The organism is Aquabacter sp. L1I39, assembly GCF_017742835.1.
Taxonomy (GTDB): domain Bacteria; phylum Pseudomonadota; class Alphaproteobacteria; order Rhizobiales; family Xanthobacteraceae; genus L1I39.
Window position 1 is genome coordinate 1,321,927 of the sequence record NZ_CP072392.1, and the last position, 15,342, is coordinate 1,337,268.

The 15,342-nt window shown below is 67.8% G+C and carries 11 protein-coding genes; 2 read left to right on the top strand and 9 right to left on the bottom strand.

Translation table 11 applies throughout. The annotated features are described in order from the left end of the window. Positions 1–174: 174 nt before the first annotated feature. On the top strand, positions 175–975 hold the full coding sequence (gene tam / locus J5J86_RS05795; protein WP_209103922.1) for a trans-aconitate 2-methyltransferase: 801 nt from the start codon (positions 175–177) through the stop codon (positions 973–975). 147 nt (positions 976–1,122) lie between these two features. Next, on the top strand, positions 1,123–1,425 hold the full coding sequence (locus J5J86_RS05800; protein ID WP_209103923.1) for a hypothetical protein: 303 nt from the start codon (positions 1,123–1,125) through the stop codon (positions 1,423–1,425). A gap of 99 nt (positions 1,426–1,524) precedes the next feature. Here J5J86_RS05800 and J5J86_RS05805 read toward each other — a convergent pair whose 3' ends face one another. The 9 genes from J5J86_RS05805 to J5J86_RS05845 all read right to left on the bottom strand — a co-directional run bounded on the left by J5J86_RS05805 (position 1,525) and on the right by J5J86_RS05845 (position 15,236). Then, the gene (locus J5J86_RS05805; protein ID WP_209103924.1) at positions 1,525–2,304 is read right to left on the bottom strand and encodes a MetQ/NlpA family ABC transporter substrate-binding protein; all 780 of its coding nucleotides are present in this window, start codon (positions 2,302–2,304) and stop codon (positions 1,525–1,527) included. Positions 2,305–2,358: 54 nt separating this feature from the next. Further along, entirely contained in the window at positions 2,359–3,039 is a 681-nt protein-coding gene (locus J5J86_RS05810) for a methionine ABC transporter permease (RefSeq protein ID WP_209103925.1), read from the bottom strand. After that, positions 3,029–4,150 carry a methionine ABC transporter ATP-binding protein gene (locus J5J86_RS05815; protein ID WP_446698662.1) on the bottom strand — a complete coding sequence of 374 codons (1,122 nt, stop codon included), beginning with the start codon at positions 4,148–4,150 and terminating at the stop codon, positions 3,029–3,031. The genes J5J86_RS05810 and J5J86_RS05815 overlap by 11 nt, the downstream gene beginning before the upstream one ends. Before the next feature lie 387 nt (positions 4,151–4,537). Further along, the gene (locus J5J86_RS05820) at positions 4,538–7,690 is read right to left on the bottom strand and encodes an efflux RND transporter permease subunit (protein ID WP_209103927.1); all 3,153 of its coding nucleotides are present in this window, start codon (positions 7,688–7,690) and stop codon (positions 4,538–4,540) included. Further along, positions 7,690–8,877 carry an efflux RND transporter periplasmic adaptor subunit gene (locus J5J86_RS05825; RefSeq protein WP_209103928.1) on the bottom strand — a complete coding sequence of 396 codons (1,188 nt, stop codon included), beginning with the start codon at positions 8,875–8,877 and terminating at the stop codon, positions 7,690–7,692. Before J5J86_RS05825 ends, J5J86_RS05820 begins: the two co-directional genes overlap by 1 nt. Before the next feature lie 107 nt (positions 8,878–8,984). Continuing rightward, the gene (locus J5J86_RS05830; protein WP_209103929.1) at positions 8,985–9,614 is read right to left on the bottom strand and encodes a TetR/AcrR family transcriptional regulator; all 630 of its coding nucleotides are present in this window, start codon (positions 9,612–9,614) and stop codon (positions 8,985–8,987) included. A gap of 182 nt (positions 9,615–9,796) precedes the next feature. Then, positions 9,797–12,133: a glycosyltransferase gene (locus J5J86_RS05835; RefSeq protein ID WP_209103930.1), complete on the bottom strand. Its 2,337-nt coding sequence runs from the start codon at positions 12,131–12,133 to the stop codon at positions 9,797–9,799. Next, positions 12,130–14,595: a glycosyltransferase family 2 protein gene (locus J5J86_RS05840; protein WP_209103931.1), complete on the bottom strand. Its 2,466-nt coding sequence runs from the start codon at positions 14,593–14,595 to the stop codon at positions 12,130–12,132. Before J5J86_RS05840 ends, J5J86_RS05835 begins: the two co-directional genes overlap by 4 nt. After that, positions 14,592–15,236 (bottom strand): class I SAM-dependent methyltransferase, encoded by a 645-nt coding sequence (locus J5J86_RS05845; protein WP_209103932.1) that lies wholly within the window; start codon positions 15,234–15,236, stop codon positions 14,592–14,594. Before J5J86_RS05845 ends, J5J86_RS05840 begins: the two co-directional genes overlap by 4 nt. Positions 15,237–15,342 lie beyond the last annotated feature (106 nt).

The window sequence follows — 15,342 nt, forward strand, 5'->3', positions numbered from 1 at the left end:
ACAAAACCCCCGATGCTCGAAAGAGCACCGGGGGTTTTTCGTGTCCGACACACAGCATTCAAAGGCGCAGGGCCAGAGCAGACTGAGGCCGAAGGTCCCGGTCGCCAGCCGCCGTCCTCTTGCGCGGGCGCGCCATCGGCGTATGCATCCTCCCGCACGAGAGGGGAGGGCACCATGGCCAGCACGGGACCGGGGCAGGCGGAAGACTGGGACGCCGCGCTCTATTTGAAGTTCGAGGATGAGCGCACGCGCCCCTCATCGGACCTTCTCGCGCGCATCCCGCCGATCGCCCCCAAATATGTGGTGGATCTCGGCTGCGGCCCCGGCAATTCCACGGAACTCCTGGCCCACCGCTTCCCCCAGGCGCAGGTGGCTGGCATCGACACCTCGCCAGACATGATCGCCGCCGCTCGCAAGCGTTTGCCCGGAGCCACCTTCCTGCGCGGCGACGTCTCGGCACTCTCCCTGGAAATCCCGGCCGACGTGCTGTTTGCCAATGCGGTGCTGCAATGGGTGCCGGACCATGAGGCTCTGATGCCCCGCCTCATGGAACAACTGGCGCCGGGGGGCGTGCTTGCCGTTCAGATGCCCGACAATCTGGAGGAGTCCTCCCATGTGGCGATGCGGGTTGCCGCGGCAGAAGCGCCATGGGCGGACAAGCTGAAGTCCGCCGCCGATGCCCGCACGTCATTGCCGAGCGTCGATGGCTATTACGCCATGCTGCGTCCCCATTGCGCCGCGCTCGACATCTGGCGCACCACCTATCACCATCCGCTCAATGGCCACACCGCCATTGCCGAGTGGGTGAAGAGCACGGGCCTGCGCCCATTCCTCGATCCGCTCACCCCCGAGGAGCGGGAAGCCTATCTGGCGCGCTACACCGAACTGGTCGCGCCCCATTATCCGGTCCACGCCGACGGCAAGGTGCTGCTGGCTTTTCCCCGTCTCTTCCTGGTGGCACGCAAGCCCTTGTGAAGGGGGGCGCGCTCGCGCGGCGCGAGCCGGCCACAAAGGCGCCCTATGCAGAATGCCATCGGATTGGGCGGCGATCTGATCCATAGTCGATCAAACACTTCCGTCAGCGGAGGCTCGCCGGCGGATCGAACAGGAAGGCCCCGCGCCATGACCGAGAGCCCGTTCCAGGAAACCGAGATCGATACCGCCGCAGCGCTCGCCGGCGAAGTGGCGCTGGTGCTGGATAAGCCGGTGGCCGTTGTGTTGTTGGATCTCCTCGCCCGCATCATGGACGAGGGAGGGGCGGAGCAATTGCGGGATGTGCTGGAGCATCCCGCCGACATGAGCGCGGTCTGGACCTTGAAGACGGCCCTCGGAAGCGCCGTCGGTGTGCCCATGGCGCAGGATTATGATGCGCTGGTGGATGAGGCGCGCACGCTCGTGGTGTCCCGGCTTGAGGCCGCGGACTGATCCGAAAGGCGCCAAGGACGTCCCAGCAAAAAAAGAAGCGCCGCTCCGGAGGGGCGGCGCTTTTCACGTTTCAGGAGGCGAGGAAGGGCCCCGCCGTCCTCACCAGCTCGGCAGCACGGAGCCCTTGAAGGTGGTCAGGATGAATTCCTTCACTTCGGGCGAGCGATAGCTGTCCACCAGGATCTTCACATAAGGCTTGTCCTTGTCCGCCACGCGCACGGCGATGACGTTCACATAGGGGCCCTTGGGGTCCTCGCGCAGGATGGGATCCTTCACCGGGTCCAAGCCGGCTTCCTTGGCATAATTGGTGTTGATGCCGGCGGCGGCGAGGTCGGGCAGAGAGCGCGGCAGCTGGGCCGCGTCGATCTCCACGATCTTCAGCTTCTTCGGATTCTCGGTGATATCCGCCACCGACGGCTTGAAGCCGACGCCGTCGCGCAGCTTGATATAGCCCTTGTCCCGCAGGAGCAGCAGGACGCGCCCGCCATTGGTGGGATCGTTGGGAATGCCAACGCTCGCGCCCGCCGGCAGATCATCGAGGCTTTTATACTTGGTGGAATAGATGCCGATGGGGAAGTTTACCGTCTGAGCCACCGACACCAGCTTGTAGCCGCGATCGGCCACCTGGTTATCCAGATAGGGCTGGTGCTGGAACGAGTTGGCCTGCAGTTCGCCGGAATTCAGCGCCTCGTTGGGCACCACATAGTCGGAGAATTCGACAATCTGGATGTCGAGGCCCTGCTTGGCGGCAATGGGCTTCACCGCTTCCAGGATCTGGGCATGGGGGCCGGGGGTGACGCCCACCTTGATGGTTTCGGCGCCGGCGGCGGTGGCGACGAGCGCCAGGGCCACGCCGGCCAGAAGGCTGCGAAGGGTCATGGGATTTCTCCTGGATGTTTCTGAAGACGTGGGATTTTGGAACCGGCCGCCGGGTCAGTCCCGGCGGTTGCGCTTGTCGAGGCGGCGGGCGAGCAGGTCGCCGGCGCTCTGCACCAGTTGCACCAGCAGGATCAGCACCACCACCACGGTGGCCATCACCTCCGGCATGAAGCGCTGGTAGCCAAAGCGGATGCCGAGGTCGCCGAGGCCGCCGCCACCCACCGCGCCCACCATGGCCGAGTAGCCGAGGAGGCTGACAGCCGCCAGCGTCAGGGCCAGCGTGATGGCCGGCAGGGCCTCGGGGAGGAGCACCTTCACCACGATCTGCACCGGGCTTGCGCCCATGGCGCGGGCAGCTTCCACCAGCCCCTGGTCCACCTCCCGGATGGCCCCTTCGATGAGGCGGGCGATGAAGGGGGCAGCCGCAACGGTCAGCGGGACGATGGCCGCATTGGTGCCGATGGATGTGCCGGCGATCAGCCGGGTAAAGGGGATGATGGCCACCACCAGGATGATGAAGGGCGTGGAGCGGGCCGCATTCACCACCAGCCCCAAGGCGTGGTTGACGAGGGGGGCTGCGAACAGCTCGCCCGAGCGGCTGGTGGCCAGGAACACGCCCAGCGGCAGGCCGATGGCGGTGCCGATGATGCCGGCCACGGCCACCATATAGAGGGTGGCCTTGGTGGCCTCGATCAGCAGGTCGACCATGGCGGGGGTGAGGAAATCAAGCGACATAGCCGAGCACCTCCGTGCTGAGATCGAGCCGCTCCACGGCGGCGCGCATGGCCTCCACGGTGCCGGGCGTGCTGGGCACGCCCACCACGATCACGCCGAACGGCACGCCGGCAATGTCGTCCACCTGGGCCTGGATAATGTTGAGGTCGATGCCCAGCACCCGCGACACCCGCGAGAGCACCGGGTCGGTGGCATGGTTACCGGTGAACACCACGCGCACCAGCGCCTGACCGCCGGCGACCGGCTCGGGGTGCAGGCGATCGGCGATGTAAGGCGGGAGGGAGGCGCCCGTCAGGGCCGAGATGAAGGACCGCGTAGTGGCGTGCTGGGGCCGGGCGAAGATTTCATAGGTCGGGCCATCTTCCACGATCCGCCCGCCGTCCAGCACCGCCACCCGGTCGGCCACCGCCTTTATCACTCCCATCTCATGGGTGATGAGCAGGACGGTGAGGTTCAGCTCCGCATTCACCTTGCGCAGCAAAGCGAGGATCTGGTTGGTGGTTTCGGGGTCCAGCGCCGAGGTGGCCTCGTCCGAGAGCAGGACGCGGGGGCGCATGGCGAGGGCCCGCGCAATGCCCACCCGCTGCTTCTGGCCACCCGACAACTCTGCCGGATAGCGGTCGCGCTTGTCGGCGAGGCCCACCAGGTCCAGCAGCGGCTCCACGCGGGCCTTGATCTCGCGGGCGGGGACACCGGCAATCTCAAGCGGCAGAGCGGCGTTCTCGAAGGCGGTGCGGCGGGCCAGCAGGTTGAAGTGCTGGAAGATCATGCCGATGGAGCGGCGTGCCTCGCGCAGGCCCGGCTCCGACAGAGCGGTAATATCGGTGCCATCCACCACCACGCGGCCGGAGGTGGGGCGCTCCAGCCCGTTCACCAGACGGATAAGGGTGGACTTGCCGGCGCCCGATCGGCCGATGACGCCTACGATGGTGCCTTCCGGCACCGCGAGGTTCACGTCCGAGAGCGCCGCGACCTCGGGCGTGCCGCGCCGGGCCGCAAAGGTCTTGCCCACATGCTCGAACTGGACGACGGAGGGCGTCACGGCTTGCGGTCTTCCTGTTGGGTCCGCCAAGGCTGCAACGGGGGCGGAAAGGGGCGAAAGGGCATTCATGCGCATGTCACCATGGCAAGGCCGCGCACGCCAGCGACCGGCTTAGAGCTGGGGCGTCAGGTGCGGCGGGGAGAAGATGAGGTGGGCGGAAAGATGCGCGGGCGTCTGAGCCAGAGCCGGGCGCGCATGCCGAATGCAACCAACGGACCGCGCGCCGGGGCGTGCGGGGCCGCTGGGTTTCACATTCGCATACACCGGCAGCGCGTCATGGCCGCACCCGTTTCTTGAAGATCCTGCGGCGCAACATCGTTCGATTTGTCGAACAAGTCAAGTGGGGTCAGACATGCGCGAATGACATGTGGAAACGGCGCGGGGAGGTTTGTCTCCCGCGCCGTCTGATGAGGGCGTTCTTAAATCAGAACTTGGGTCGCTCTTGTCGCGACCGGATCACTCTGCCGCCTTGGGATAGGGGGCGGCGTTCCGGTGCGGGTCGTGCTGGTCCCCATGAGACGTATTCGCCTCGTCCCTGGCGCCGATGAAGCGTCCGAACACCCGGCCGAGAATCCGGCGCAAGTCGTCCATCACTGTGAAGACAGCCGGCACGAACACCAGCGACAGCACGGTGGAGGCCAGCAAGCCTCCGATCACGGCAATGGCCATGGGCGCGCGGAAGGCACCGCCTTCGCCTAGGGCCAGGGCCGAGGGGATCATGCCCGCCGCCATGGCGATGGTGGTCATGACGATGGGTTGGGCGCGCTTGCGCCCCGCTTCCATCAGCGCCTCGAAGCGGGAATGGCCCAGCGCCATGGCTTCCACCGCGAAATCCACCAGGAGGATGGCGTTCTTGGTGACGATGCCCATGAGCATCAGGAAGCCGATGACCACCGGGAGCGACACCGAGTTGCCGGTCAGCAGCAGGGCGATGAAGGCGCCGCCCACCGAGAGCGGCAGGGAGATGAGGATGGTGATGGGCTGCAGCACGTCCTGGAACAGCAGCACCAGCACCGCCAGCACCAGCATGACGCCCGCTGCGATGGCAAGGGCAAAGCCGGTGAACACCTCCTCCATGATCTCCGCGTCGCCCGATTCCTTCAGCGTGACGCCGGCCGGCAGATCGCGGGCCGCGGGAAGCGCCTTGACCTGTTCGAGCGCGGTGCCGAGCGGCGTGTCGCCCACCAGGTCCGCCTCCACTGCGATGCGCCGTGCCCGGTCATAGCGTTCCAGCGCCGTGGGGCCCTTGCCGAACTCGATGGTGGCGACCGCCGAGAGCGGCACGGACACGCCGGTTTTGGTGGGCACGCGGATGGCATCGAACGTGGACAGGCGCGCCCGCGCCCGCTCGTCCATCTGCACCCGGATGTCGATTTGCCGGTCCTTGGCCGAGAATTTGGCGAGGTTGGCATTGATGTCGCCGATGGTGGCGATCCGCACCGTCTCCGCGATGGTGTCCACCGAGACGCCGAGCTGCGCCGCTTGGTCGAGCTTGGGGATGATGCGGATCTCGGGCCGGTCCAGCGAGGCGCTGGACACCACGTTGGAGAGCACCGGCACCTGGTCGCGCACCTCCTTCTCGAGCTTCAGCGCCGCTTCCTCAACCGCCTCGCCGTCATTGCCGGAGAGGATGACGCTGAAGCCGCGCTGCGCTGCCTGGCCGTTGGGACTCCAGGTGAAGCGCATGTCGGGAATAGCAGTGAGCTTGTCGTGCAGGCGGCCCTCAAAGGTCTTCTGGTCGACGGCGCGCTCCTTGCGTGGCTTCAGGTTGGCCACGATCTGCGACTTGCGCACCTCGCCCGCCGACAGGGCCATTCCCCCGTCGCCGCCGGTACCAGCGGTGGCATAGACGCTTGCCACCTCAGGCTGGTCGAGGAGCAGGCGGGTGATGCGGTCGGACACGTCCTGTGTTTCCCCCAGCGTGGTGCCCGGCGGCAGCTCGATGGACAGCATGGAGCGCGAGATGTCGTTGCTGGGTAAGAAGCCGGAGGGCAGCAGCGTCGACAGGTAGATGGTCCCCGCGAACACCCCGAAGCCCATGAGGATGGTCACGAAGCGGTGCCGCACCGACCAGCCCAGTAGGCGCACATAATTGCGCATCACCATGCCTTCCTTGACCTGGTGATGACCGCTGTCGCGCAGGAAATAGGCGGCGAGCAGGGGCGTGATGAGCCGGGCCACCGCCAGGGAGAACAGCACCGCGATGGCGACCGTGATGCCGAACTGCTTGAAATACTGGCCGGCAATGCCACCCATGAAGGAGACCGGCACGAACACGGCGGCGATGGTGAGCGTGGTCGCCACCACCGCGAGGCCGATCTCGTCCGCCGCCTCGATGGAGGCGCGGTAAGGCGACTTGCCCTGCCGCATGTGCCGGACGATGTTCTCGATCTCAACGATGGCATCGTCCACCAGGATGCCGGTCACCAGCGTGATGGCCAGGAGGCTCACCGCATTCAGCGAGAAGCCCAGCAGGTCCATGATCCAGAAGGTGGGCAGGATGGAGAGCGGGATGGCCAGCGTGGTGATGATGGTGGCCCGCCAGTCCCTCAGGAACAGGAACACCACCACCACGGCGAGAATCGCGCCCTCGATCAGGGTGTGCATGGCGGACTCGTAGTCCGCCTTGGTGTAGCGCACCGTGGTGTCGATCATGGAGAAGGTGACGTCGGGATGGGCCGCGCCGAGCTTCTTGATCTCGGCCTGGACGCGCTCCTCCACCACCACATCGGAAAAGCCTTTGGCGCGATAGACGCCGAAGGCCACCACGGGCCGCCCATCGAGCCGCGCAAACACGCGCGGCTCCGCCGAGCCATCATAGACACGGCCGAGAGTCTTGAGGCGCACATAGCGCCCATTGGACAGCACGATGCGCATGTCGGCGAGGGCGTCCACGGTGGTGGCGCCCGCCAGCGTGCGGATGGACTGCTCCTGCGTGCCCACCTCGCCGCGCCCTCCGGACACGTCGAGATTGGTGGCCTTGAGCTGGCGGCTGACTTCGGCCGCGGTAATGCCGAGCGCCATCAGCCGGTCGGGATCGAGCGAGACGCGGATCTCCCGGTCGACGCCGCCTTCGCGCTTTACTTGCGCCACGCCGCGAATGCCCTGCACGGCGCGTGCGACCGTGTCGTCCACAAACCAGGACAATTCCTCCGGGCTCAGCGTCGCTGAAGAGACCGCGAAGGTTATGATGGGCAGGCCCTCAATGTCGACGCGCTGGATCAACGGTTCGTCGATGGATTGGGGCAGCTCGGTCCTGATCTTCGTCACTGCGTCGCGGGTGTCGTTCACCGCCCGGTCCACTGCCGTTTCCAGGTGGAACTCGATGGTGGTGACGGATGCGCCCTCCGAGATGGAGGAGGAGATGTGCTTCACTCCGGAGACGCCGGCGACCGCATTCTCAATCTTCTTAGTTACCTGGGTCTCCAGTTCGCTTGGGGCAGAGCCGGGCTGGGTGACTGTGACCATGACGATGGGCACGTCGATGTTCGGCATTTGCGTCACCGGCAGGGACCGGAAATGCACGATGCCGAGCGCGGTCAGCACCACGAACAGGACGAGCGCGGGAATGGGCTTGCGGATCGCCCAGGCGGAAATGTTGAGCGCCATCAGCGGGCGTCCTTCGCGGTCTGCAGGGCTTCCACGGGGGTGACATGGTCGCCCTCCCGCAGGAAGCCGCCGGCCCGCACCACCACCTGGTCGCTGGCGCTCACGCCGTGCACCAATTCCACCCGGCCGTCATCCTTCAGGCCCGGTTCGACGCGTCGCTCGGCCACAATGCCGTCGGTCACCACCAGCACATAGGCGCCCTTCGCGTCGAACAGCACGGCCGACTGCGGCACCACGAGCCCCTCACGCCGGCCGATCTCGATCAACCCCCGCGCATAGGTGCCGGGCCGAAGCTGGGCGTTCTCGGGCAGTGCGATTTCCACGTTGCCGAGGCGCGTGGACTTGTCCAGCTGCGCCGAGATGAGACGCACTTCGCCCTGAACGGGCTTGGTAAAGCCCGCAGGCGTGACCTCCACGCGCTGCCCAACGGCGATGCGCGGCATGGACGCCTCCGGCACCTCCGCTTCCAGATCGATGGCGCCGTTCTTGGCGATGCGGAAAAGGGGGTCGGACCGCGTGGACAGCACGATGGAGCCCACGCGCGCATCCCGGGTCAGGATCACCCCGGCTTCGGGCGAACGCACCTCGGTGCGCTGCATCCGCAGTTCGATCTCGTCCCGCTGGGCCTTGACGAGCTTAGCATCCGCCTCGGCGGCGAGGAGGGCCTGCCGGGTGGCGGCCACCTGGGCGGCGGCGACCTTCACGGCGCGCTCGCGCTCATCCAAGGCTTCCTGGGAAATGACGCCGGTCTTGCGCAACTGGCGCGCCCGATCCACCGCCGACGTGGCCTCGGTCTCCTGGGCCAGCATCTGGTCGAGGGTGGCGCGCTGCTGGGCGATGGCGGCTTCCGCGCGCGCGCCGTTGGCCGTGTTCTGGGCGAGCTGCACCTGGAGCATGTCGCGCGAGAGGCGCGCGAGCACCTGACCTTTCTCGACCCGGTCGCCCACGTCCGCGAGCAGTTCGATCAGTCGGTAGCCTTCCACTTCCGGCCCGATCTGGATCTCCTCGCGCGCCTTGAGCGAGCCGGTGGCCAGCAGGGTCTCCGTCATGAGGCGGGTTTGCGGCCGGGTCACGGTAACCGTCAGGCCCTTGCTGCCCTGGGCCGGCTGCGCATCCGCGCGCGCCGGGCCGGTGACGGCGAGTGTGAGGGCGAGGCCGAGGCCGAGACAGGAGGCGAGGCGGCGCATGGGGACGGGGTTCCAAGACGTGAATGGGAATGGCCGGGCGCCGTGCGCTCGGTAAACTTGCTCGTGACCATGGGAGAGGATCGCGTCATCCTCGTGGCGCGGGCCGGTCATGGCGTGTGCTCCCCCGGCCCTGACTCAGGCTTGAGCATGCGGCCCACGAGCGTGGAGAAGGCAGGGATGCGATCGGCGATTTTAGCTTCGGGATGGAGCTGGCTATAGAGCAGCAACCCGTCGCCGATGGCCTGAAGGAGAACCATCAGGTCGTCGGGATCCGCCGTGGAGTCGATCTGCCCTTCTGCCGCTGCGGCGGTGATGGCGCTGCGCAGCATATCCCGGGTCTCCGCCTCCATTGGTTCCACCTCGTCCCGCAGGCGGGCATTGCGGATCGATTCCACCATGATCTCCGGTCCCAGCTTCGCGCACAGCAGGGTGTCCTCGGTGAGGATGGTGACGAGCCCGGCGGCCAGGCCATCGAGGAAGCTCGGCGCGTTGAAGACCTGCTGAAACAGCTGCGCGCGCTCCGTGCGCTCGCTCTCCACGATGGCGCCGATAAGAGATTCCTTGGAGGGGAAGTAACGGTAGAGGGCACCGGGGCTCATTCCTGCCTCGGTGCAGATCTGCTGCATGGAGGTGCCGTGGAAGCCGGAGCGGGCAAAGCAGGTCGCGGCCGCGGCAAGAATGCGCCGCTGCTGGTCCGTGCGGTGATCGGACGGGGGCGACGTTACCACGTCGTGCACGAGGTGCCTCAAGGATGCGAATGAATGTTCGCTCTCATATGGGCCGTTCCGGGTCGTGGTCAAGAGTGAACGTTCGTTCGCGCTGCCGGCGAAGGAGGGCGAAGTCTCACGATCTCGCGCAGGCAAGGGTCCACGGCGCGCGGAACGCTGCGCGACGCTCATTCTTCTGAAATGGCGGTCGTTCAGAGCCCGACGGGCAAGGCTCCGCCGTCGGGACGTGCCGCTCGCCGCAGCGCAGGGGGCGCTGGCGGCCAGGCCAGGGCGGAATAGGGCACGCCGTCCTGCGTCATCAGAGGGCTGTAATAGGGATCATCCGACAATTCCATGCCCCATCGGGCGCGCAGGGCCCGAAGCTCCCGGTCGCGGCGCTCACGCTGCAGGGCACCGCGGGGGCCGCCTCCGCCGCTCTCGACACTGGTGCGGGCATGGGGCGTCAGGATGAGCCGACGGCCGAGCGCCCGCAGGCGCAGGCTGAAGTCCACGTCGAACAGGAAGGAGGGGAAATGCTGCTCGTCCAGCCCCTCCAGCGCGTTGAAGGCATGGGCGCGCAGGGCGATGAACCGCCAGGAAAGGGCGCCCACCTCATGGGCAACCTGGAGCAGGTCACCATAGCCCGGGTCCCGCCCGACCCGGTCCTGGAAGGCAGGGAGGGCATCGAACTTCGGCCCCAGCACATAGCCGGCATCCATGACCCCGCCATCAGGGTCACGCAACAGACCGGCAGCGGCCCCGACGCCGGGGGCGGAGAGCCGGCCCAGCACCTCGTCGAGCCAGGCACCGTCCTGGGAGACGACGCCCGCATCCACATGCACCAGGATGTCGCCTTGGGCAGCCCGCAGGCCGGCATTGATGGCAGCGGCTCGGCTGAGATGCACGCACGGCACCTGCCGGAAGCCCATGGGCAGAACAGGCACCGGCCGTGCGGGATCCAGCATCAGGATCAGTTCCCCCGACAGGCGGCGGATCGCCGGGATCAGGGAGGCGAGGCTACGCGAGACCAGGTCCGGTGCGGCCATGGCATTGACCACCACCGAGACCCGTCCGGGTTCCGGCGCACGGGCGACGCGCACCGCAGGCAGGGCGGAGCCGGAGGCCGGCAGGCACGAGGCTTCCACTCTCAGGGACCGCAGGTGATCCTGGGTCGCCGCCCGCAAGCTCTTTTCCCCCTCCCGCAGCAGCGGGCCGGGAACCGTGACGCAGGCCCCGCTCAGATGCAGAGGCGGGGCGGCGGCATGGGGATGGGAATCATAGACGGCATTCACCAGCCGGAAGATGTTCCGCGCGCCGCGGCGCAGGCTGGTCTCCAGGGCGAGTCGGCGAATGGCAAAGGCCCGGGCCGGATAGCCCTGCTCCAGCAGCCGCTCATAATCCCCCGCGGGCAGGGCCAGCGGCCAACGCCGTCCGTCCGCGCCTTCCACGTCGAGGTCGAGGTGGATGAGGTTGGCGTCGGGATGGGCTTCGAAGGCGAGGGCGATGCGCGCCAGCGTGCCGGCATGGATGCGGCTGCCGGACGGCAGGAAGAGGAAGGACTGGCACTCCTGCGCCTCGGCGCGCGCGAAGTCCGCCACCGAGGCCGGGTCGAACTCCGCCTGCGCCATGTCGCTTGGCACCACGCCGACGATCCAGCCTTCCGGCTCCCGCGACAGGGTGTTGAGGCTGTCCTCCAGATTGAGCTCGCCCAGGAGAACGATGCCGATGGGCGAGCTTTCCGCCGGGAAGGCCGGCAGATCGGCCGCCTGCGCCTCCCGCCAGGCCTCATAGCGCTCGAAGGGAATGGAGCGGGGCAGCATGCGGTCGAACAGGTCCGCCCGCAGCGCCTCGCTGGCCGGCACAGACAGGCGGTCGAGCGCCTGCCTCAGGCTGTCTGGAAAGGCGAGGAACGCCACCGCCCCCTGGCCGATGGCCTGGTTGCGGATGGAGAAGCGCGCCAAATGGGCGACGCCGTCGGCGAAGACATCAGGCAAGGTGAAATCGAAGCCGCGCGCCGGCAGAAGGGAGCCATCGGCCTGCGCGACGGTCCACAGGTCCGCCGCGATCTCGCAGACATCTTCGCCGTCCACCGTCACCAGGACAAAGGGGGTGTCGCTGGTGGCCTTCAGCCAGCCGCGAAAGCGCAGGCCGCCGAGCCATTCCACCGCGCCCGCTTCGCCCGGCGCGGCCAGCGCCGCGCCCTCCGAGGGCTCGGACAAGGGCAGCGCCACGTCGGTATTGGCGAGTCGCGCGCTGATCCGGGCAGCACCGGCCAGGACGTCGGCACCGAGGGTGAAGCGGAAGCCATGGCAGCCATCGCCGATGCCCGCTTCCGCCAGGCGTGGATGATGGAGGTCCGCCAGGCACACCGCCGCCGGCACGCCATCCACCAGCAATTCCACCGCGAGTTTGCGGGTCGGATCGGAGGGCACGAAGGCGTAACCGGCGAAGGCACCGGCATCGGCCTGATGAAAGTCGGCCCAAGGCAGTTCGGGGGACGTTTCCAGATGTGGCGCGGCGTCTGCCGCGATCTGGGGGGCGTAGGTCATCGGATCCGTTTGCTCTCGATCCAGCCGTCGATGAGGCAGGCAGATTCCGATGCTGCAGCGCCCAATGCAAGTGCCAAATCGCTACCTGGGTAAAGTGTTTCTTTTAAGGGCCATGCAACCGGGACCGGAAGGTCGGCTGCCGCCTCCACCAGGGGATGCCCCAAAGCGTGCGGATCAGGCACGACGAGGGCGCCGATTTTGTGCTGCGCGATGAGGCCGGTCAGATCCTGCGGGGACACCGGGCCGAGGGGGAAGACGAAAGGACGGCTGATCAGGCGCGCTTCCGAAAGGCTGGGACCCAGCACGAAGATGGCATCCTCCATCCCCGCCGGGACACGGCGCGCGGCCAGGGCCTCCGTGAGGGCAAGGCCCGCCGCGCTCGCCACCGGGCTGAGGATGCCGATCGCTCGTCCGGCGGCAGCCGCCGGCACATCACCCGCCATGCGCAGGCGGCGTATGGGCGGGCTCAGATAGTCGAACGGCGCGAAAGGCTGCGCCCGCAACCGGGCCTCCACAGCATCATTGGCCGCCTGGACCACGCCGAGATGGGCCTCGCAGCCCGCCGGCCACAGGCCGTGGCCGTGGGCTTGACCATCCGCGGCGCTCGGCAGCGTGCGCAGGTCGACAATCCGCACATCGATCGGGCGCTCCAAGGCGCACAGCACCGCCCAGAGCGAAAGGGGGAGCGGCTCATGGGCCAGCACCTCGATCTCGGCGACGCCGCAGGCGCGCAACTGGTTGAGCAGCGCGCCATCATCGGCACCGAGTGTGAAGGGCAGGCGCCAGGGGCCGTCGCCCTCGGGGGCAGTCAGGCGCGCGGTCGCGGCGGCCGGGGTGCCCTGGACCTCCAGGTGCAGCGTCGGCAGGGTCCGGGACGGAAGCTGGCCCAGCAATGAGGATAGCCGCGGCCCCGCCACCACCAGGCGGCGGGCGACGCCGTCTGCGGGCAGCCCGCGGGCGATGGCGGCGCGCAGGTCCGCCAGCGGATCGGCATGAACAAAGGCGGCGCAGCCCAACCGGTAGGTGGGAAAGCGCTCGGCCAGGCGCGGCAGGTTGCGCATGACGAGGGAACGCTTGTCGCCCTTGAAGGAGCGCGTACCCTCATGGCCCACGAAGATGTCGCCGGCGCACACATTGCGCCAGCCGCGCGCCCGGGCGCGCAGGCAGAAGTCCGCATCCTCCAGATAGCCCCGGCCCCAACCCTCCGACAGGCGCGGCACATCTGCGAGGCACCGACGGGTGATGTAGAGGCAGAAGCCGATACCGCTCGGCAGGTCGCGCACCTTGCCGGCATTCACCCGTGCGGCCAGGGCATCGATGATGGCGAGCCGGTCCGGATCGGGCAGAGGATTGGCGATGAAGGGGCGCGGCAGGCTGACGAACTCGCCATTGTTGGACATCGGAACCACGGTTCCGATGTCCGGCGCTCCATAGGCGACCGCCGCGAGCCGCTCGACAAAGCCGGCAGGCACCACCGTGTCGGCGTTCAGGAGAATCACGTCGCCGCCGCCAATGGCCTCCAGGCCGAGATTGACCGCGCCCACGAAGCCCAGATTGGACGGATTTCTCAGCACCAGCGTGTCGGGCGCGTCCAGCGCGTCCAGAAAGGCAGCGATGGCCGGGTCGGGCGTGCAATCGTCCACCAGCACCAGGCGGGTGCCAGGCAGCCGGTGTGCGAGCACGCTCTCCACGCACCGCACCGTGGCTTCAAAATCGTCATAGACGGGAATGAGCACGGTCACCCCGGCCGGCGCTTCGTCGCCTGTCGCGGGCAGGGGCGAAGGCAGAGCCGAAGGAAGAGCGCGGCGCGCCGTGCGGCGTGCCTGCGCGAGAAGGGTGCCGTCCACCTCCAACCGTGCGGCATGCACGGTGGGGGGCAGGCAGAGGAAAAGGTCGGCCGCCTGCGCGAACGGGCCCTGAAGCGGATGATTGGCAGCAGAGGCGATGGGCAGGTGCGCCGCCTCGTCCTCGCCCTCGGTCACCACCACAGCCTCGGTCCCGGCCTCCCAGACCACGCGCCCTTCAAGGCCTGCGGCGGTGAAACGCAGGCTGGCATGTCCAGGCGTGCCATCCGCCTTCAGCACCGCCAGGGCCGCCTTGAGATCGGAGGCGCGCGGGCTGGAGCCGAGGACGATGTCCGCCGCCGCGCGCCGGCTGCCTTCGTCCGGCGCAAGGGCAAGAATCAGGGCGGCGGCTTCGGAATGGTTGGGGTCGATGCCCAGCGCGTTGGCGGCGTCCGACAAGGCGGGTTCGGGCAGATCGAGGGCGGCATAGGCCCGCGCCCGCAGCATCAGGACGTCAGGATCGGGGACGGCCGCCATGCGGCAGGCCCGCTCCGCATAAGCGAGGGCCTCCTGCGGCCGGCCGTCCGACAGGCAACGTACGACAAGAACCGGTAGGTCGCGGTCGGCGATGGCGCGCGCCTCCGCACTGGGGGCGAGGGGGGCGCGCGCGGTGCTCATCGCGCAAAAGCCGGCATGGCTTGCGGCACGTCGTCGAACAAGGCGTCGAGCGGCGGCACGCCGGCAAGCGTGTGCCGCGCCAGGTCCAGGCTGCCGGCAGCGCCCACCACCCAAAGGTCGAACAGATGGGTCAGCCCGCGCGCTTCGCCAAAGCCCGCCTGGACCAACTGGTCGCCGAGCCGCTTGAGGCTGAAAGCGGTGTTGTGCGCCATGTAGCGCTGTCCGGCGGCGATGGAGGCGCCGTGGCCGAACATCATGTCGATGGGCGTGATGGGGCCGGCGCTGGAAATATAGGCGGGATCGTCGAGCTTGCCCTCGACGATCAGCCGCGCCACCACCTCGATGTCGGGGCAGGTGATCAGACAAAAGCCCCCCGGCTTCAGCACGCGGCGGATCTCCCGCAAAGCGGGTTGGACCTCGTGGGCGTGCAGGTGCTCCACATTGTGGGAGGACCAGACCGCGTCGAAGCTGGCGGTCGGCACTTCCCACATATCGACGATGGAACCCACAATGTCAGGTTCCACATTCTTATCGATGTCGAGACGCACTTCATCCCATTCGGGGCCGTGGAATGCACGGTGCAGGCGGGACTTGGACTTTGGGCCGCAACCGATATTCAGGACGCGCAGCTGCAGCGTCATACGTTCCGCTCCTTTCGCCCGCCGCCGCCTCCCGCCCGGCGTGGGTCCGCGTCATGGACACCCTCTTTCACACCATCTTCGCGTGCAGTGCAACCTGATGCGGCGT

Excerpts from the sequence above, each read along its gene's own strand:
- tam (WP_209103922.1), top strand. The coding sequence starts at position 175 with ATGGCCAGCACGGGACCGGGGCAGGCGGAAGACTGGGACGCCGCGCTC.
- J5J86_RS05800 (WP_209103923.1), top strand. The coding sequence starts at position 1,123 with ATGACCGAGAGCCCGTTCCAGGAAACCGAGATCGATACCGCCGCAGCG.
- J5J86_RS05805 (WP_209103924.1), bottom strand. The coding sequence starts at position 2,304 with ATGACCCTTCGCAGCCTTCTGGCCGGCGTGGCCCTGGCGCTCGTCGCC.
- J5J86_RS05810 (WP_209103925.1), bottom strand. The coding sequence starts at position 3,039 with ATGTCGCTTGATTTCCTCACCCCCGCCATGGTCGACCTGCTGATCGAG.
- J5J86_RS05815 (WP_446698662.1), bottom strand. The coding sequence starts at position 4,150 with ATGAATGCCCTTTCGCCCCTTTCCGCCCCCGTTGCAGCCTTGGCGGAC.
- J5J86_RS05820 (WP_209103927.1), bottom strand. The coding sequence starts at position 7,690 with ATGGCGCTCAACATTTCCGCCTGGGCGATCCGCAAGCCCATTCCCGCG.
- J5J86_RS05825 (WP_209103928.1), bottom strand. The coding sequence starts at position 8,877 with ATGCGCCGCCTCGCCTCCTGTCTCGGCCTCGGCCTCGCCCTCACACTC.
- J5J86_RS05835 (WP_209103930.1), bottom strand. The coding sequence starts at position 12,133 with ATGACCTACGCCCCCCAGATCGCGGCAGACGCCGCGCCACATCTGGAA.
- J5J86_RS05840 (WP_209103931.1), bottom strand. The coding sequence starts at position 14,595 with ATGAGCACCGCGCGCGCCCCCCTCGCCCCCAGTGCGGAGGCGCGCGCC.
- J5J86_RS05845 (WP_209103932.1), bottom strand. The coding sequence starts at position 15,236 with ATGACGCTGCAGCTGCGCGTCCTGAATATCGGTTGCGGCCCAAAGTCC.